The sequence below is a fragment of the Haloferax sp. KTX1 genome (genome assembly GCF_902410085.1).
GTDB lineage: Archaea > Halobacteriota > Halobacteria > Halobacteriales > Haloferacaceae > Haloferax > Haloferax massiliensis.
Genome location: NZ_CABPRH010000001.1, coordinates 469782 through 487217, shown reverse-complemented (window position 1 = coordinate 487217; position 17436 = coordinate 469782). Strand labels below are relative to the sequence as shown.

Below are 17436 nucleotides of genomic sequence, written 5' to 3'. Positions count from 1 at the left end.
CCCACACAGAACCATGAGCGTACTCAACACCGTTCCCTTCGAAAAGTTCCACGGCACTGGAAACGACTTCTTCGTCGTCGACGCCGACGACCCGGTCCCGGACCGCCCCGCCTTCGCGCGCACCCACTGCGACCGCGAGGCCGGAATCACCCTGAGCGAGAGCGAGCGACGCGGCGCAGACGGCGTCCTGTTTCTCGCGCTCGAATCGCGCTACGACCCGCCGCGGGTCGTCATGACGCTCGTCCAGCCCGACGGCTCGGTCGCCGCCATGTGCGGCAACGGCGCTCGCGTCGCGGCCGCGTGGGCCGCCGAGCGAACCGGCACGAACGAGGTCATGATAGACACGCCCGCCGGCACCCGCCGCGCGAGCCTCGACGGCACCGACGTGACCGTCGAGATGGGCGCACCCTCGTTTGCGCCCCGCGACGTGCCGCTCGCGGCGGACGACGAACTCGTCGAGACCGAAGTCGAGGGCCTGACCGTCACGGCCGTCAACACGGGCGTCCCCCACGCCGTCGCCTTCGTCGACGACGTGGACGACGTTGACCTCGAATCGGTCGCACCGGCGGTCCGGCACGCACCGGTGTTCCCCGAGGGCGCGAACGTCACGCTCGCCTCGCCCGACGGCGACGGCGGCTTCCGCCAGCGCACCTTCGAGCGCGGCGTCGAGGGCGAAACGCGCTCCTGCGGCACCGGCGCGGTCGCCGTCGTCGCGGCCGCGAAGCGACTCGGGCGCGTCTCCGGCGACGACCCCGTGACCGTCTCCCCGCCGGGCGGCGCGCTCTCCGTGACCGTCCCCGACGAGGGGTCGGCGCTCCTCGGCGGGCCCGCCGTCCACGAGGGCGACGGCGAAGCCGACATCGTCTTCCGCGAGCGATGAGCGGCGACGCCGACGGGTTCGACCCCGTGGCGTTCCTCGAACGGGCCGTCCCCGCCGCGTCGAACGACGACGTGGCCGAGATGCGCGACCTGCTGGTCGAGACGCTCGAAGCCGCAGGCGTCGACCCGACCGTGGACGACGCCGGCAACACCGTCGCCTCGAAGGGAGCGGCGGAGCCGGCGACGCACCTCGTCCTCAACACGCACATCGACACCGTCTCGCCGCACGTCCCGTACGAACGCGACGACGGCGTCATCCGCGGCCGCGGCTCCTGCGACGCGAAGGGGCCGCTCGCGGCCCTGCTGTCGGCCTTTTTCGCCGTCGACCCCGGCCCCGACAGCCGAGTGACGCTGGCCATCACGCCCGACGAGGAACTCCTCTCGACGGGCGCGGCCGCCCTCGACCTCGACGGCGACATGTACATCGTCGGCGAGCCGACCGGCCTCGACGTGTGTACGGCCGCGAAGGGGCGGTTCGAGGGGACGGTGTCGCTGTCGGGCGTCGCCGCGCACGCGGCCGAGCCGCAGTCGGGCGCAAACGCCGTGGACGCGCTCGCGCCGGTTCTCGACGCTCTCCGGTCGTTCGACGACGGCCGCGAGGCCCACCCCGACCTCGGGCCGGCGACGCTGACGCCGACGATGGTCGACGGCGGCGCGAACTCGAATCAGGTGCCGGCCGACTGCCGCCTCGTGGTCGACCGCCGGAGCGTCCCGCCGGAGACGGCAGACGGCTTCCGCGAGGAACTCCGGTCGACGCTCCGGGCCGCGGTGTCGGACGGCGCGTCCGACGACGTGGGCGTCGATTTCGCGCTCACGGAACGACCGACGCCGTTCCTCGAAGCGTTCGCGACCGACCCCGACCACGAACTCGTGACGACGCTCGCCGCGGCCTCCCGGGACGCCGGCGGACGGGCGGACGTCCGCCCCTTCACCGCCGCGACCGAGGCCTCCTACTTCTCTCCCGCGCCCGTCGTCGTCTTCGGACCCGGCGACCTCGCCGACGACGAGGGCGCGGTCGCGCACGCGGACCGAGAGTACGTGCGCACCGACGACGTGCGGACCGCGGCCGCCGCGCTCCGCGCCGCGGTCGCCGCGCTCGTCGCCTAAGTGTTGATTAATCAAAACGTACTTGTTGCCCGGACGATACGTTCCGGACGATGCGCCCTCCCCACCTCATCGTCGCCCTCGTCGTCGTGGTCGCGCTGCCGTTGTCCGGCGTCGCCGCGGCCGACGGCACCGCCATCGACCACGCGGGCGACGAGCTCACGCTCGACGCGGTCGACGGCGAGCACGTCCACGGGACGACCCCGTACGCCCCCGGGACGCTCATCGGCGTCCGCGTGAAGTCCGTCGGCGACACCCATCCGTTCCTCGTCTCGAAGGCCGTCCGCGTCGGCGAAAACGGCAGCTTCGACGTGACGTTCGACCTCTCGGAACTGTCGCGGCTCCGCGGCGGTCCGGTCCAGGTTTCGGTTCGCCGGGACCAACAGCCCATCTACGAGGAGAACGCCACGCTCGTGACGTACGACATGCCCGAGAGCTCGACGCTCACGCCCGACGTCGGAGACGGCGACGCGACGGCCGAAACGACGTCCTCGCCGGCCGCGACGACGACCGATCCGTCGTCAGGAATCGAAGTCCCCGGCTTCGGCGCGGGCGTCGGCGTCGCCGCGGTCCTCGTCGCGTCGCTCGTCGTCTCCCGCGGCATCTGAGCGTACGGTCCCGCGTTCGCCCGTTCACCCGTTCGCCCGTTCGCCCGCCTCGCCGCCACATCGTCACGCCGCCACGGAACGCAACGCCCTTTTCCCACCCGCACCTGAGTCGCCGTATGTACGAGGCGGTCTACGCACACCCCGACGGCGAGAGCACGGTCAGTCGCGTCGCCGTCGCCGCCGGGCGGTACGACTACGACGGCGTCGTCGTCCGCGCGCTCGACGCCCGCCCCGACTACGACCGCCTCCGCGAGGCGCTCGACGTGGACCTCGTCGACGCCGTCGAAATCGACGCCTCGAACCCGGAGCAGGCCAGCGGCGCGGTCGGCAACTACCGCCCGCAGCGCGAACTGCTCGTCCTCCGCGGCGGCACGAACGCGCTCAACCGATTCGCCGTCGAACAGCCGCGGGTGGACGTGCTCTCGCGGCCGATGGCGGGCGAGGGCAACTTCAACCACGTCCTCGCCAAGGCCGCCCGCGACAACGGCGTCCGCGTCGAATTCGACTTCGGGCCGGTGCTCCGAAGCGACGGGGGAACCCGCGTGCAGGCCATCTCGGCGCTCCGAAAACTCCGCGAACTCGTCGAGTACTACGACGCGCCCTACGTGGTCTCCGCGACCCCGTCGTCGCACCTCCAACTGCGGAGTCCCCGCGAGTTGGCGGGACTGGGCGAGGTCATCGGGTTCGACCGCGAGCAGGTGCTCGACGGCCTCCGAGAGTGGGGTCGCCTCGCGGCGCGCAACCGCGAGCGCACGTCCGAGTCGTTCATAGCCCCCGGCGTCAAACGGGGACGGTATGAAGAAGACGATTGAGGAACACGCCGCCCGCTTTTCCCACATCGCCGCGGAGTACGACGACTCCCAAGACAGCGACGAGTACCGCGCGTGCGTCTCGCTCGTCGTCCACTACGCCGACCCCTCTCCCGAGGACGTGGTGCTCGACCTCGGCACCGGCACGGGCGCTATCGCCCTCGCGCTCGCCCCCGACGCGAAGCGCGTCGTCGGCCGCGACATCAGCGAGGGGATGCTCGAACAGGCCCGAACCAAGGCCGCCGACGTCGGCATCGAGAACGTCGAGTTCGGCGAGGGCCGGTTCCGCGAACCGAACGTGGACGACGACGAGCAAATCGACATCGTGGTCACGAACTTCGCCATGCACCACCTCTCCGACGAGGAAAAGCGCGAGGCCATCGACGTCATCGCCGACCTCGAACCCCGGCGGTTCGTCCTCGGCGACGTGATGTTCTTCGGGACGCCCGACCCCGACGAGCCGTTTTACTCGCCCGAGGTGGACGACCCCGCGACCGTCGGCTTCCTCGCCGACGCGCTCACGGACGCCGGGTTCGTCCTCACGGCCGTCGAGTCCGTCCACGAACAGGTGGGCGTCCTCGTCGCCGAGCGAGCGCCGAACGCCGACGAGTGAGCGACGGATGAAACACCTGCCCAAACACCTCCGGCCGCGGCGGCGCTACCTCGCCGTCGAAATCGAGACGTGGCCCGACGCCGACCTCGCCCGCGGGCCGTTCCAGCGCGAACTCTGGTACGCCGCCCAGAACCTCTACGGCGACGCCGGGAGCGCCGACGCCGACCTGACCGTCCTCGGGTTCGACTACGCCGACGGCATCGCCGAGACCGTCGTCCGCGCTCGGCGCGGTCACGTCGAGGACGCCCGGGCCGCGCTCGCCTGTATCGACGCCGTCGGCGGCGACCCGGTCGGGGTGAGAGTGCGAGGCGTCTCGGGGACAGTGCGTGCCTGTTCGGAAAGGTATTTACACGGCCGGGCCGGAATTTCCGAGGAGAGAACCGTCGTGTTCGAGAACGACTCCCGAACCGCCGTCGTCCGCGACTCACTCTTGGACGTCGGCGGTCCGGACGGGTTCACGGGCGCGACGCAACTCGATTTCGAGTGATATTCCATGCAGGGACAAGCGCAACAGCAGGCGTACGACCGCGGGATTACGATCTTCTCGCCGGATGGTCGACTCTATCAGGTCGAATACGCTCGCGAGGCCGTCAAGCGCGGCACCGCGAGCATCGGCGTGCGAACGCCCGAGGGCGTCGTCCTCGCGGCTGACAAGCGCTCTCGCTCGCCGCTGATGGAACCGACGAGCGTCGAGAAGATTCACAAGGCGGACGACCACATCGGCATCGCGAGCGCCGGCCACGTCGCCGACGCCCGCCAGCTCATCGACTTCGCCCGCCGCCAGTCGCAGGTCAACCGCCTCCGCTACGGCGAACCCATCGGCATCGAGACGCTGACCAAGGAAGTCACCGACCACATCCAGCAGTACACGCAGGTCGGCGGCGCGCGCCCGTTCGGCGTCGCGCTCCTCATCGGCGGCGTCGAAAACGGCACGCCCCGCCTCTACGAGACGGACCCCTCGGGGACCCCCTACGAGTGGAAGGCCGTCTCCATCGGGGCCGACCGCGGCGACCACCAGGAGCACCTCGAAGAGAACTTCCGCGACGACCTGACCCTCGACGAGGGCATCGAACTCGCGCTCGAAGCCATCGCCTCGACCAGCGAGGAGGGCACCGCGCCCGACGGCGTCGACGTGGCGACCGTCTCCGCGGAGTCCGAGCGCTTCGTCGAACTGTCGAACGACGAAATCGAGGACTACCTCGAAGCCAACGACCTGCTGGCGACCGAGGACGACGAGCAGTCCGAAGAGTAAGCCGCGTCCCGCGGTTCTCGGTTCTCGGTTCCCGTTCTCGCGCATTCCGCCGCGACTCTCGCGCCGCGAGCGACCGCGTCGTCGCCCCGGATTCGACGGGCGAAAGAGTCGCGTCGCTCACGGTCGGCGAGGAGTGCGACGACTCGCGGGAACGGGACACTGCTCGGGGGAAGGCGACGAAGCCGAGACGAAACGGAAACACGGAAAAAACGGAAACAGAACCGGATAGCGGTCGTCTCTCGGGTTCTCGACCCGACCGCGGGCGGCTCAGTACTCCTCGTAGGCGAGGTTCATGAGCCACTGCGAGAAGGCGTTGCTGTTGGCGTTGATCTCCTCTTCGCCGATGAGCGGCGAGAGCATGTCGCCAGCCATCAGCATCGAGAAGTCGAGGTCGCGCGCGGCGGGTTCGAGGTAGTAGGTGGTGTGGCCGTTGTAGACGGTCTCGGTCCGCTTGATGAGACCGAGCGACTCCAGCACCTCGGCGATGCGGCTCCCCTTCCGGGAGGAGATGTCGAGTTCTTTCCAGAAGTCGCTCTGGTGGATGCCGCCCGACTCGCGGATGAGTTCCAGTCCCGCGTGCTCGTCGGAAGAAAGGTCTTGCTCGGCTTCGCTCGCGCTCATACCACCTACACGTCGTGCGAGCGGTTTAATCCTGACGTTCGACCGGTTCGAAGGCGGTCTGACACGGCGGGCCGTCGGCGAATTCGTACGCGAATCCCGCCTCGCCGAGCGTGATGACCGACGACGAGCGCGTGCCGAACCGACCCTCCGGGTCGTGGACGCAGACGCCGAAGTCGTGGTCGCCCAGCGCCGCCTTCGCCCGCTCGCGCCACGCCGTCACCGACTCGTCCGGTTCGGGCTGAAGCGCCTCCTCCAGTCGCCGGGCGTTGTCGGCCTGCGTCTCGCCCACCTCGGGCCGTCGCTCGGGGACGAACCACGACTCGGGCGTGCCGACGTTGACGACGACGCGGACGCCGGGGTCGAAGTTCCGAACCGACAGACTGCCGTCCCACTCGAAGAACAGCGCGGCGTTCTCGTCGGCGACGACGAGATTGAAGCCGTCGTAGACGTGCTCGTCGACCGCGCGCTCGACGAATCGCGCCGCGTCCTCGGCGGTCTCGCGACGAAGTGCGTCGCGGACGAGGTGGCCCCGAGAGCGCTCGCCGCCGCCGTCGACCTCGACCCAGCGGTTGGTGATGCCGACGAAGACGCCCGCGTCGTTGTAACCGACCCACGTCCCGCCCGCCTCGGCGTCCCGCGGGGCGACGATTGCGGGGCCGTCGCCGCCGTCGTCCCACCGACGGGGCGGTTCGGCGGGCCTGCCGAGGAGTTCGTCGCGGTTGGCGGCGACGACGACCGGCGCGTCTTCGAACACCTGCCACGCGAGGATGAGTGTGCACACGAGGTGGGGGTAGGCACTCGGCGCAGAAAAACATCGGTCTCACCCCGACGCCCGGCGCGTCGGGTCTCAGTCTTCGCGTTCCGCGCTGGCTTCGAACCGACTCGGGTCCCGCGAGGCGAGCGCGACGTTCACGGCCGCGACGTTCTCCGGCACGTCGTGGACGCGGACGATGTCGGCCCCGCGGTCGGCGGCGATGGCCGTGCCCGCGACGGTCGCCGCGAGGTTGTCGCCGGGCTCCTCGCCGACGAGCGAGAACATCGACTTGTGGGAGTGGCCGACGAGAATCGGACAGCCGAGCGCGGCGAACTCGTCGGTGCGCCCGAGGAGTTCGAAGTTCTCGGCCTTCGACTTCCCGAAGCCGAGGCCGGGGTCGACGATGATGTTCCGCCGCGGGATGCCCGCCTTCTCGGCGAGCAACACCAGTTCGGTCAGTTCGTCGACGACGTCCTCGACCACGTCGTCGTAGTCCACCTCGCGGGTCGGGTCGACCGGCGCGTCGATGCTGTGCATCACGATGACCGGCGCGTCGCGCTCGGCCGCGAGGAAGCGCATCTCGGGGTCTTCGAGGCCGGTCACGTCGTTAAGGATGTCCGCGCCGGCGTCGAGGGCGGCCTCCCCGACGGCGGCCTTCCGGGTGTCCACGGAGACGAGCACGTCGAGGTCGGAGATGGCCTCGATGACCGGCGCGACGCGGCGAATCTCCTCGTCGACGGGGACCTCGGCCGCGCCGGGACGAGTGCTCTCGCCGCCCACGTCGATGATATCCGCGCCGGCGTCGACCATCGCCCGCGCCTGCTCGACGGCGTCGTCGATGTCGTAGAACTCCCCGCCGTCGTGGAAGCTGTTCGGCGTCACGTTCAGGATACCCATGACGGCCGTGCCGTCGTGCCACGGGTAGTCGTCGGCATCGGCGTCGGCTACCAGGGGGTCGATCCGCTCGCGAATCTCCGCTGCGACCCCCGCGAGGGCGTACGGCCGGTCTTCGAGGGCCGCCGTCAGTCGCTCGAACTGGTCGAGCGTCCCCGTCAGGACCACGTCGACGAGTTCGCCGCCGAACTCGTGGCCCGAGACGGCGCAGTCGCCGCCGACTGACAGCGCCGCCTCGCGGAGAATCCGAGCCTGTCGGCGCTGGACGCGGGTGTGGACCGTTCGGTTGACCACCCGCTTCGCGCGGTCGCGTCGGTCGGCGGCGTCCGACACGTTCGCGCGTTCGAGGGTCCGGCGGGCGTCGTCGAGCGTCCGGTGGGCCTTCGGGACGACCGCCCGCGTCCACGTCGTGCGGGCCTCGGCGACGACGTACAGTGACCCGACGACGAGCACGCAGTCGTCGGGGTCGGCGCGGGCGCGCGCCCGGTCGAGCGCCGAGGCGACCGCGCCGCCGGTCTCGACGTCGGGACCGTCGAGTCGCTCGAAGACGGACGACAGAATCTCGGGGTCTTCGCCCCGCGAGATGTCCGCCTTGCAGGTGACGACCGACGCCACCTCCGGGAGCGCCCCGACCATCTCGCCGTGGTCCTTGTCGTGCATCGCGCCGTAGACGAGGTGGAGGTCGTCGTAGTCGAACTCGTCGAGGACGGTGGCGACCTGCGCGCAGGCGTCGGGGTTGTGCGCGCCGTCGAGGACGACCGTCGGCTCCGCGCCCATGACCTCGAAGCGACCCGGCCAGTGGGCGTTTCGGAGGCCGCGGTGAATCGCCTCCGCGCCGATGTCGGGGCGGACCTGCCGGGCGAGCGACACGGCGATACCGGCGTTTCGCGCCTGATACGCGCCCAAAAGCGGGATGCGAACGTCGAGCGTCTCGGCGTCGGTCTCGACGGTGACGGCGGCCTCCTGGTGGTTGACGCGGCCGCCGTAGGAAGCGCGGACGTCGGCACCTGCGTCGGCGTCGCCGACGGTCAGCACGTCGCCGGCCTCCTCGCGGAGGACAGACAGCGCCTCGCCGGTCGCCCCGGTCACGAGCGGCGCGTCGGCGGGCGCGACGGCGGCTTTCGTCTTCGCGATTTCCGCGACGGTGTCGCCGAGGACGGCGGTGTGTTCGAGCGAGACGTTGGTGACGGCGCTGGCGACCGGGTCGACGGCGCTCGTCGCGTCGAGTTCGCCGCCCATGCCGACTTCGAGCACCGCCACGTCGACGCCCGCGCGGTCGAAGTACCACAGCGCGAGCGCGGTCACGGTCTCGAAGAAGGTCAGCGGCTCGCCGTCGGCGGCCCGCTCGACGAGGTACGGCTTGGCTTCGGCCACGAACGTCGACAGCGCGGATTTCGGAATCTTCCGGCCGTCGACGCGGACTCGCTCCCGCACGTCGTCGAAGTGCGGCGAGGTATAAAGGCCGACGTGCGCGCCCGACTCGCGCAGCATCGCGTCGACCATCCGGGCGGTGCTTCCTTTGCCGTTCGACCCCGCGACCTGCACGAACGACACGTCTTCGTGGGGGTTGCCGAGGTGAGAGAGCAACCGCCGAATCGACTCGGTCCCCGGCTTGACCTGAAACCGCCGGAGATCGAAAAGGAAGTTCACCGCCTCGTGGTACTCCATACGCGTGAGAAACCGGACGGTGGGCTTAGGCCTAACGCTCGACGTCACTCCTGCGACACGACGGCGGTCGCCCGGCGGCCTCGACCGCCGCGGCGACGGGCCACGGCGACGCACCGCGGGCGCGCCGACGCGTCAAACTCAGTCGATGTGGACGACGAGCACGGGACGCTTCGCGTTCTCGATGACGCGCTCGGTGACGCTCCCGAGCGACGTGAGTTTGTCGCGGCCGGTCCGCCCGTGGGTCCCCATCACGACCACGTCGACGCCGTGTTCGTCGGCGTAGTCGAGGATGACGCGGTGGGGGACGCCGTCTCGAATCGCGGTCTTCGTCGGCGCTTTCCCCTCGCACCTCTCGGCGCATATCTCGACCGCCTCGACCGCGTCGTCGCGGAGCGACTGGATGACGGCGTCCTGTTGGTCGCCGCCGGCGGCGAGGTACACCCGCTGGTCGACGACCGACAGCACGTGAATCGTCGACTCCGCCCCGGCGAGTTCGAGCGCGTGCTCGATTGCCTGCATCGTCCCCTCGCTCCCGTCGGTCGGCACTAGGATGTGTTCGTACATACCTCTGTGTTCGCCTCGCCGACACTTGAAGGGACACCGTCGGTGTTAGGTCGTGGGAACGGGTCGTGGGACGTCTAGAAGTGAGACGAAGACGCTCAGTCGTGGCGGAAGCACCGTGTCCGTCACTAATCGTGACGGAAACACCGAAGCGCTCCCTCCGGTCGTGCTTCGAGCTTTAGGCTCTCTTTCGCTTCGCTCAGTCGTGCCTAAAGCACCGCTGGCCCGTGAAGACCATCGCAATCCCGCGCTCGTCGCACGCCTCGATGACCTCCTCGTCGTTCACCGACCCGCCGGGCTGGACGACCGCCTCGATGCCCGCGTCGGCCGCCTTCTCCACGCCGTCCGGGAACGGGAAGAACGCGTCGGAGGCCATGACGGCACCCTGCGCGTCCTTGCCCTCGGCGTGTTCCTCGGCTTTCATCGCGGCGAGTTCGACCGCGTCGACGCGGGAGACCTGCCCCATGCCGACGCCGACCGTCTCGGTGCCCTTGGCGAAGAGGATACCGTTGGACTTCACGTGCTTCAGGACCTTCCACGCGAACAGCATCGTCTCCAACTGCTCGTCCGTAGGTTCGGTCTCGGTGACGACTTCGAGGTCGTCCAGCGTCGGCGTCCAGAGGTCACGCTCCTGAACGAGTCGGCCGCCGACGAGCGCCTTCTCGGTGTAGGTCTCGGTCCGGTCGCCGAGTTCGCCAACATCGAGGACGCGGAGATTTTTCTTCTCCGTCAACACGTCCAGCGCGTCGTCGGTGTAGCCGGGCGCGACGACGACTTCCTTGAACGAGTCGATGATGAGTTCCGCCGTCTCGGCGTCGCACTCGCGGTTGAGCGCGACGATGCCGCCGAAGGCGCTCATCGGATCGGTAGCGAGGGCGTCGGCGTACGCCTCCGCGAGGGTGTCGGCGGTGGCGCAGCCGGCGGGGTTCGTGTGCTTGATGACCGCCGCGGCCGGCTCGTCGAACTCCTTGATGATGTTCAGCGCGCCGTCGGCGTCGTTGTAGTTGTTGTACGAAAGCCCCTTCGCGCCCTCGTTGAGCTGGGGCGCGCCGACGACCGACGCCTCGTCGCACGTCTCGTCCACGTAGACGGCGGCGTCCTGATGGGGGTTCTCGCCGTAGCGGAGCTCGTCGTAGCGGTCCTCGGAAGTGACGCGGCGCTCGGGGAGGCCGGCGTCCACGTCGCCCTCGACGGTGACCGACTCGTCCTCGACCGTCACGCGGTCCTCGGCGAACCAGCGGACCGCGCGCGGGTAGGCCTTGAACTCGGCGTCGTAGAGGACGCGCGATTTGAGGTCGTCCGCGTCGTCGTCGGTGTACACCGGGACGGCCTCCTGTGTCACGATGGGGCCGGCGTCGACCTCCTCGCTGACGACGTGGACCGTACAGCCGGTGGTCTTGACGCCGGCGTCGAGGACCTGCTCGTGGGCGTCCATGCCGGGGAACGCGGGGAGCAGCGACGGGTGGACGTTGAGCGTCGTCGGCGCGGCGTCGAGGAACGTCGAGGTGAGCACGCGCATGTAGCCGTCGAGGCAGACGAGGTCGAAGTCGTAGTCGGAAAGCGCGTCGAGGATGCGCTTTTCGTGGGACTCGCGGGATTCGTCGTCGCCGCGTTCGACGACCTCGCTGGGGATGCCGTGTTCGTCCGCCCAGTCGACGACGGGCGCGTCGGCGCGGTTCGAGACGACGACGCCGAGTTCCGCCCCGCCGGGGGCGCGGTCGGCGACGTTGCGCAGGTTTCGTCCGCGGTTGCTCGCGAGACCGGCGATGGTGACCATGTGAGAAAGGGGACTCGCGGCCCTCAAAGTGGTTGCGGTCCTCGACGGCGATATGTGCTCGATTGTGTATATGTGTGACGACACGCAGCCGCAGAGTGCGTCTGAGTAGGCATACTCGTGCGTAAGTATCGCCTCCGCGACGGCGACGAACCCCCGGCGTTTAACCTCCCCCATCGTGACGGCTCAGACATGACCGACGCCGACCGGCACGACCCGCTGTACGCGGTGTCCCCGCTCGACGGGCGATACGCCTCTCGAACCGCACCCCTCGCGCCGCACGTCAGCGAGGCCGCGCTCATGCGCGCCCGCGTGGAGGTCGAAGTAGAGTACCTCCTCGCGCTCGCCGACCTCGACGCGACGCCGCTTTCGTTCTCCGAGGCCGAGCGCGCCGACCTCCGGGCGCTCTACGAGGAGTTCGACGCCGACGACGCCGACCTCGTGAAACGGCTCGAAGTCGAGGGCGCGGAAGGCTTCTCGGCGACGAACCACGACGTGAAGGCCGTCGAGTACTTCATCCGCACCGAGACCGACGAGCCGGTCCACCCGTGGATTCACTTCGGGCTCACCTCCGAGGACGTGAACAACCTCGCCCAGCGCCTCATGGTGAAAGGCGCGGTCGAGGAGGTGCTCGTGCCCGAACTCCGCGACACGCGGGACGAACTCGTCTCGCTCGCGCGGGAGTTCCGCGACGTGCCCATGCTCGCGCGGACCCACGGCCAGCCCGCGACGCCGACGACGTTCGGCAAGGAGATGGCCGTCTACGCCGCCCGCCTCGGCCGGACGCTCGCCCGCGTCGAGGCCGCGACCGACGACCTCGCCGGCAAGCTCGCGGGCGCGTCGGGCGTCTACGCCGCCCACGTCGCCGCCTACCCCGACGTGGACTGGCGGGCGTTCTCCCGCGAGTTCGTCGGGTCGCTCGGCCTCGACCACACCGCGCTCGCCACGCAGGTCAACCCCTGCGACGACCTCGCGGCGCTGTTCGACGCCGTCCGCGGCGTCAACAACGTCCTCGTCGACCTCGACCGCGACGCGTGGCTGTACGTCTCCGACCGCTATCTGGGACAGGAGGCCGTCGAGGGCGAAACCGGCTCGTCGACGATGCCGCACAAGGTCAACCCCATCGACTTCGAGAACTCCGAGGGCAACCTCTCGAAGGCCAACGCCGACCTGACGTTCCTCGCCGACTACGTGACGACCTCGCGCCTCCAGCGGGACCTCTCCGACTCCACGGTCAAACGCAACATCGGCGCGGCGTTCGCCCACTGCCTCATCGGCTACAAGAAGACCCAGACCGGCCTCGGCAAGGTCGTCCCGAACGAGCAGGTCATGCGCGACGAACTCGACGACACGCCGGCCATCATCGGCGAGGCCGTCCAGACGATTCTCCGCCGCGAGGGCGACACGCAGGCCTACGAGCGGGTGAAGGAGCTCACCCGCGGCCGCGAGGTGACCCTCGACGACTTCCACGATCTGTTTGCGGACCTCGACGTGGACGAGGAGACCCGCGAGGAACTGCTCGCGCTCACGCCCGCGACGTACGTCGGCCTCGCGGACGAACTCGTCGACGACATCGACAACTGAGCGGTCGGCCGGGCCGCCGGGGCGTCCTTCCGCCGAATCCCGCCGAATCGACACGCTCTCTTTTCCGAGTCAGCCGAACGCGCCGCTGAGCGGAGCGACCGTCAGGAGAAAACCGAAACCGCCTCAGAGGCCGACGGGCACGGGATATCGGCCTCGGCGCGGTTCGGGCACGGGTTCGGAGAGCGCCGGCACGGGTGGGCTGGACAGGCTGGGCCGCGCGGTGCGGTGCGTCATGGGCTGGTGTGACGACGCTGGGCGCTCACCGTGGATGAATTATTTACTCATCATAGAATAAGTCTTTTGGTGGGGTGGTGCGTTGGTGGGTGTATGAAAGCAATCGCCGTCGAGCGCGGGGAAGACAAGCCGGTCGTCATCGAGAAGCCGCGACCGGACCCCGACGCCGGGGAGGCGCTCGTCCGGACGCTTCGGGTCGGCGTGGACGGGACGGACCACGAGGTCATCGCCGGCGGCCACGGCGGGTTCCCCGAGGGCGAAGACCACCTCGTGCTCGGCCACGAGGCGGTCGGCGTCGTCGTCGACCCGAACGACACCGAACTGGAGGAAGGCGACATCGTCGTGCCGACGGTCCGCCGCCCGCCGGCGTCGGGGACGAACGAGTACTTCGAGAAGGACCAACCCGACATGGCCCCCGACGGGATGTACGCCGAACGCGGCATCGTCGGCGCGCACGGCTTCATGTCCGAGTACTTCACCAGCCCCTCGAACTACCTCGTTCGCATCCCGCGCTCGCAGGCCGACCTCGGCTTCCTCATCGAACCCATCTCCATCACCGAGAAGGCGCGCGAGCACGCCTACGCGAGTCGGTCCGCGTTCGACTGGAACCCCTCGTCGGCGCTCGTCCTCGGCAACGGGAGCCTCGGCCTCCTGACGCTCGCCATGCTGCGAGCCGACGACAAGGGCTACGAGAGCCTCTACTGTCTCGGTCGGCGCGACCGTCCCGATCCGACTATCGACATCATGGAGAGACTCGGCGCGACGTACGTCGACTCCCGCGAGACGCCGGTCGAGGAGATTCCGAGCGCACACGAGGGCATGGACTTCATCTACGAGGCGACCGGCTTCCCCAAACACGCCATCCAGTCGGTGCAGGCGCTCGCGCCCAACGGCGTGGCCGCGCTCCTCGGCGTCCCGAGCGACTGGGCGTTCGAGGTCGACGCCGGGGCGTTCCACCGCGAGATGGTGCTCCACAACAAGGCGCTCGTCGGCAGCGTCAACTCCCACGTCAAGCACTTCGAGGCCGCGACCGTGACGTTCACCAAGCTCCCGCGGTGGTTCCTCCGCGAGTTGGTCACCGGCGTCTACCCGCTTTCGGAGTTCGAAGCAGCATTCGAAGACGACGACACCACTATAAAAACCGCCATCGAATTCGGTACTGTATGAAGAACGTCGACGACCTCATCGCCAGCGCGGCTGAGCTCGCGGACCGCGGCCTCTCGAAAGGGGAGATTGCCGACGAGTTGAACGTCTCCCGCGAGACCGCCAGCTGGCTTGTCGAACGAAGCGGCGCGGCGACCGAACCCGAACCAAAGGCGGAACCCGACGGCCCCGACGACATCCACGTCGACTGGAACGCCATCGGGAGCGGCGGCAAGCGCCTCACCTACGTCGGGCGCGCGCTCGCCGACCTGCTCATGGAGACGAACGGCGAGGCCGACGTGACCGTCGGCATCGAGAAGGCGGGCGTCCCCCTCGCGACCTCCGTCTCGCGCGAACTCGAAACGACGCTCGGCGCGTACTCGCCCGCGAAACACCAGTGGGACGAAGGCGACCTCGAAGACCTCGGCGGCGGCTTCTCCCGGAACTTCTCGCCCGTCGAGGGCCGCAAGTGCTTCATCGTCGACGACACGGTGACGAGCGGCACGACCCTCCGCGAGACCATCGACGCCATCCGCTCCGAGGGCGGCGAACCGCTCGCGTGCGTGGTCATCGTCGACAAGCAGGGCGTCGAAGAGATAGACGGCGTCCCCGTCCACTCGCTTATCAACGTCGTGCGCGTCGGCGAGCAGTAAGTCGGCGGCTCGGTCGGTGCGGGCGGTACCCGTTTGACCGCGACGCAACTCCTTTGTCCGCCCGGCCGTTATCTGGGTGCATGACGTTCCAACCGGAGAGTTTGGACCCGGAGGAAGTACAGACCCGCGTCGACGAGGCCGTCGCGGACAACCGCGTCGTCCTGTTCATGAAGGGCAACCGCCTGATGCCGCAGTGCGGCTACTCGGCGAAGGCGGTCGACCTCATCTCCCAGTACGTCGACGAGTTCGAGACCGTCGACGTACTGCCCGCGCTCCCGCACTACCGCGAGGCGCTCAAGGAGAAAAGCGACTGGGAGACCATCCCTCAGACGTTCGTCGACGGCGAGTTCGTCGGCGGCAGCGACATCCTCGAAGAACTCGACGAGCGCGGCGACCTCGAAGCGACCCTGACCGGCGCGAACTAACCGCCCGAAGCGACCCCGACAGACCGCCGGACTGCGGCCCGACGCCGACTTCTTATCTCTCGCCTACCGCGAAGGGGAGGCCATATAAGCCTCGAACTCGTACATGTACACAGGTATCGCCATCCGGGTGCGCCCGCACCGTGGCTCCCGTCGATACCGAAGCCAACAATGTCAGGCCGCGTATATCGACTCCATTCGACGTTGGAACTGCCACTCGAAGACGTGATGGACTACTTCGAAAACGACCCAGAGCTTCCGCCTGAGGTCGAGAACGTAGACATCACCCGCCGAAACAACACTCTCATCATCAAAGCCGTCTCCGCCGACGACAACCTCAGCAAGTACACGCCGACGGCCCAGTTGAAAGCGAGCGTGACGGAAAACCGCGTCTACGAAGAAGAGCCGCCCCGCGCCGGCGCGCCCAACTGGGGAGATGAAGAAGAAGAGGAAATTCCCTCCGAACTCGTCGAGTTCGCCTGCTTCAAAGGCGACCTCGAAACCGTGCTCCAGAACACGGCGCTCCAGTACCCGATGTTCCTCGTGCTCCGCGAGATTGCGATGCTCTCGGAGAAGGGGACGCTGACCGCCATCACCGAGGAGGGCGACGAACTGCAGGCGACGCGCATCGTCGAGGGCGAGGTGCGTGCCGCCTCAGTCGAAGTCGTCGAGAACCCGCAGCAGAACGGCTCCTCGGACAGCGGAATCAACTGGCGCGACAACAAGTTCATCTCCTAAACGCGTCGTATCTTCCCATCCCGTCACCGCCGACCCACGTGAGCCAGCGGCCCAAATCGTGTTCGGTGGTATCGCGCCCCACACGACTTCTCGGGCAAAAAGCATTTACACGTCCTAATTAGATGTAATTACACACCATGTCGGAAGCCGAAGCCTTCCCGGACTACCTCGACGTCGACTACACCGACGGTGAGGGAGAGACGCCGGAGGACTACCCGAGTATCGAGGACAAAATCGAGAAGGCCATCGAGGTCACGAAGCAGGGACTCGAACAGTACGAGAACCCCGCCGTGATGTGGACCGGTGGCAAGGACTCGACGCTCACGCTCTACTTCATCAAGGAGGTCGCAGAGCGCTACGACCTCGAAGTCCCGCCGGCGGTCTTCATCGACCACTACCAGCACTTCGACGAGATCATGGACTTCGTCGAGCACTGGGCCGACGAGTGGGACCTCGACGTCATCTGGGCGCGCAACGAGGACGTCGGCGCGTACGTCGACGAGAACGGTCTGGAACCCGGCGACGACATCCCCGTGTCCGAACTCTCCGAGCACAACCAGCACCACGTCCGTGAAATCCTCGAATACGAGGAGGACACGTTCCCCTTCCTGCTCGACACCTACGTCGGCAACCACCTGCTGAAGACCGTCGCGCTCAACGACACCCTCGAAGAACACGACATCGACGGCGTCATCTCCGGCGTCCGCTGGGACGAACAGGAGGCCCGCGCCGACGAGACGTTCTTCAGCCCCCGTCACGACCCCGACATCTACCCCCCGCACGACCGCATTCAACCCATCCTCCAGTTCGAAGAGAGCGCCGTCTGGGACGCCTTCTGGTACTTCGCGGTCCCCGACACCGTCGAGAACTACCCCGAGGACGGCTACGTCCCGACGAGCGACACCGACCTCCCCGAGGGCGTCACGCAGGAGGACGTGCCCGTCTCGCCGAAGTACTTCGCCGGCTTCCGGAGTCTCGGCAGCGAGGTCTCGACCGACAAGTCCGCCGAGGAACCGGCGTGGCTGCAGGACATGGAGAACACGACCGAGCGCGCGGGCCGCGCCCAGGACAAAGAGGACCTGATGGAGCGCCTGCGCGACCTCGGCTACATGTGACGACGGCCGA

The 17436-nt window shown here is 68.6% G+C and carries 18 protein-coding genes; 13 read left to right on the top strand and 5 right to left on the bottom strand.

What is annotated here, in order from left to right; translation table 11 throughout:
* Positions 1–13 precede the first annotated feature (13 nt).
* The 7 genes from dapF to psmA all read left to right on the top strand — a co-directional run bounded on the left by dapF (position 14) and on the right by psmA (position 5265).
* Complete coding sequence (gene dapF / locus FY251_RS02485) at positions 14–880, top strand: diaminopimelate epimerase (RefSeq protein WP_148413307.1); 867 nt, start codon at positions 14–16, stop codon at positions 878–880.
* Complete coding sequence (locus FY251_RS02480) at positions 877–1986, top strand: M20 family metallopeptidase (RefSeq protein WP_148413306.1); 1110 nt, start codon at positions 877–879, stop codon at positions 1984–1986. The genes dapF and FY251_RS02480 overlap by 4 nt, the downstream gene beginning before the upstream one ends.
* A 50-nt stretch (positions 1987–2036) precedes the next feature.
* On the top strand, positions 2037–2591 hold the full coding sequence (locus tag FY251_RS02475; protein ID WP_148413305.1) for a BGTF surface domain-containing protein: 555 nt from the start codon (positions 2037–2039) through the stop codon (positions 2589–2591).
* Positions 2592–2707: 116 nt separating this feature from the next.
* A complete protein-coding gene (locus FY251_RS02470; RefSeq protein ID WP_148413304.1) occupies positions 2708–3403 on the top strand; it encodes an RNase P subunit p30 family protein in 696 nt (231 codons plus the stop codon).
* A complete protein-coding gene (locus FY251_RS02465; RefSeq protein ID WP_148413303.1) occupies positions 3387–4013 on the top strand; it encodes a class I SAM-dependent methyltransferase in 627 nt (208 codons plus the stop codon). The genes FY251_RS02470 and FY251_RS02465 overlap by 17 nt, the downstream gene beginning before the upstream one ends.
* 7 nt (positions 4014–4020) lie before the next feature.
* A complete protein-coding gene (locus tag FY251_RS02460) occupies positions 4021–4500 on the top strand; it encodes an Rpp14/Pop5 family protein (RefSeq protein WP_148413302.1) in 480 nt (159 codons plus the stop codon).
* Between the two features lie 6 nt (positions 4501–4506).
* Positions 4507–5265 carry an archaeal proteasome endopeptidase complex subunit alpha gene (gene psmA, locus FY251_RS02455; RefSeq protein WP_148413301.1) on the top strand — a complete coding sequence of 253 codons (759 nt, stop codon included), beginning with the start codon at positions 4507–4509 and terminating at the stop codon, positions 5263–5265.
* Positions 5266–5532: 267 nt separating this feature from the next.
* Here psmA and FY251_RS02450 read toward each other — a convergent pair whose 3' ends face one another.
* From FY251_RS02450 to purH, 5 genes are all read right to left on the bottom strand, one after another.
* Positions 5533–5886, bottom strand: a complete 354-nt coding sequence (locus tag FY251_RS02450; RefSeq protein ID WP_058567171.1) for a transcription factor — start codon at positions 5884–5886, stop codon at positions 5533–5535.
* A 25-nt stretch (positions 5887–5911) separates the two neighbouring features.
* Positions 5912–6667 (bottom strand): NRDE family protein, encoded by a 756-nt coding sequence (locus FY251_RS02445; protein ID WP_148413300.1) that lies wholly within the window; start codon positions 6665–6667, stop codon positions 5912–5914.
* Between the two features lie 66 nt (positions 6668–6733).
* Positions 6734–9202 carry a dihydropteroate synthase gene (folP, locus tag FY251_RS02440; protein ID WP_148413299.1) on the bottom strand — a complete coding sequence of 823 codons (2469 nt, stop codon included), beginning with the start codon at positions 9200–9202 and terminating at the stop codon, positions 6734–6736.
* A 138-nt stretch (positions 9203–9340) separates the two neighbouring features.
* Positions 9341–9766 (bottom strand): universal stress protein, encoded by a 426-nt coding sequence (locus tag FY251_RS02435; protein ID WP_148413298.1) that lies wholly within the window; start codon positions 9764–9766, stop codon positions 9341–9343.
* Positions 9767–9962: 196 nt separating this feature from the next.
* On the bottom strand, positions 9963–11540 hold the full coding sequence (gene purH, locus FY251_RS02430; protein ID WP_148413297.1) for a bifunctional phosphoribosylaminoimidazolecarboxamide formyltransferase/IMP cyclohydrolase: 1578 nt from the start codon (positions 11538–11540) through the stop codon (positions 9963–9965).
* Positions 11541–11729: 189 nt separating this feature from the next.
* On the opposite strand from purH, the gene purB reads away from it, so the two are divergent.
* From purB to FY251_RS02400, 6 genes are all read left to right on the top strand, one after another.
* Positions 11730–13121, top strand: a complete 1392-nt coding sequence (purB, locus tag FY251_RS02425) for an adenylosuccinate lyase (protein ID WP_148413296.1) — start codon at positions 11730–11732, stop codon at positions 13119–13121.
* A gap of 327 nt (positions 13122–13448) precedes the next feature.
* Positions 13449–14522: a glucose 1-dehydrogenase gene (locus FY251_RS02420; protein ID WP_148413295.1), complete on the top strand. Its 1074-nt coding sequence runs from the start codon at positions 13449–13451 to the stop codon at positions 14520–14522.
* A complete protein-coding gene (gene gfcR / locus FY251_RS02415; RefSeq protein WP_148413294.1) occupies positions 14519–15151 on the top strand; it encodes a transcriptional regulator GfcR in 633 nt (210 codons plus the stop codon). Before FY251_RS02420 ends, gfcR begins: the two co-directional genes overlap by 4 nt.
* Before the next feature lie 80 nt (positions 15152–15231).
* Entirely contained in the window at positions 15232–15576 is a 345-nt protein-coding gene (locus tag FY251_RS02410; protein ID WP_004043857.1) for a glutaredoxin, read from the top strand.
* Positions 15577–15744: 168 nt separating this feature from the next.
* On the top strand, positions 15745–16311 hold the full coding sequence (locus tag FY251_RS02405; protein ID WP_089778506.1) for a hypothetical protein: 567 nt from the start codon (positions 15745–15747) through the stop codon (positions 16309–16311).
* A 137-nt stretch (positions 16312–16448) separates the two neighbouring features.
* Positions 16449–17426: a phosphoadenosine phosphosulfate reductase family protein gene (locus FY251_RS02400; protein ID WP_148413293.1), complete on the top strand. Its 978-nt coding sequence runs from the start codon at positions 16449–16451 to the stop codon at positions 17424–17426.
* Positions 17427–17436 lie beyond the last annotated feature (10 nt).

Bases quoted from the DNA above. Each gene is read 5' to 3' on its own strand.
- dapF (WP_148413307.1), top strand. From the start codon at position 14: ATGAGCGTACTCAACACCGTTCCCTTCGAAAAGTTCCACGGCACTGGA.
- FY251_RS02480 (WP_148413306.1), top strand. From the start codon at position 877: ATGAGCGGCGACGCCGACGGGTTCGACCCCGTGGCGTTCCTCGAACGG.
- FY251_RS02475 (WP_148413305.1), top strand. From the start codon at position 2,037: ATGCGCCCTCCCCACCTCATCGTCGCCCTCGTCGTCGTGGTCGCGCTG.
- FY251_RS02470 (WP_148413304.1), top strand. From the start codon at position 2,708: ATGTACGAGGCGGTCTACGCACACCCCGACGGCGAGAGCACGGTCAGT.
- FY251_RS02465 (WP_148413303.1), top strand. From the start codon at position 3,387: ATGAAGAAGACGATTGAGGAACACGCCGCCCGCTTTTCCCACATCGCC.
- FY251_RS02460 (WP_148413302.1), top strand. From the start codon at position 4,021: ATGAAACACCTGCCCAAACACCTCCGGCCGCGGCGGCGCTACCTCGCC.
- psmA (WP_148413301.1), top strand. From the start codon at position 4,507: ATGCAGGGACAAGCGCAACAGCAGGCGTACGACCGCGGGATTACGATC.
- FY251_RS02450 (WP_058567171.1), bottom strand. From the start codon at position 5,886: ATGAGCGCGAGCGAAGCCGAGCAAGACCTTTCTTCCGACGAGCACGCG.
- folP (WP_148413299.1), bottom strand. From the start codon at position 9,202: ATGGAGTACCACGAGGCGGTGAACTTCCTTTTCGATCTCCGGCGGTTT.
- FY251_RS02435 (WP_148413298.1), bottom strand. From the start codon at position 9,766: ATGTACGAACACATCCTAGTGCCGACCGACGGGAGCGAGGGGACGATG.
- purH (WP_148413297.1), bottom strand. From the start codon at position 11,540: ATGGTCACCATCGCCGGTCTCGCGAGCAACCGCGGACGAAACCTGCGC.
- purB (WP_148413296.1), top strand. From the start codon at position 11,730: ATGACCGACGCCGACCGGCACGACCCGCTGTACGCGGTGTCCCCGCTC.
- FY251_RS02420 (WP_148413295.1), top strand. From the start codon at position 13,449: ATGAAAGCAATCGCCGTCGAGCGCGGGGAAGACAAGCCGGTCGTCATC.
- gfcR (WP_148413294.1), top strand. From the start codon at position 14,519: ATGAAGAACGTCGACGACCTCATCGCCAGCGCGGCTGAGCTCGCGGAC.
- FY251_RS02410 (WP_004043857.1), top strand. From the start codon at position 15,232: ATGACGTTCCAACCGGAGAGTTTGGACCCGGAGGAAGTACAGACCCGC.
- FY251_RS02405 (WP_089778506.1), top strand. From the start codon at position 15,745: ATGTCAGGCCGCGTATATCGACTCCATTCGACGTTGGAACTGCCACTC.
- FY251_RS02400 (WP_148413293.1), top strand. From the start codon at position 16,449: ATGTCGGAAGCCGAAGCCTTCCCGGACTACCTCGACGTCGACTACACC.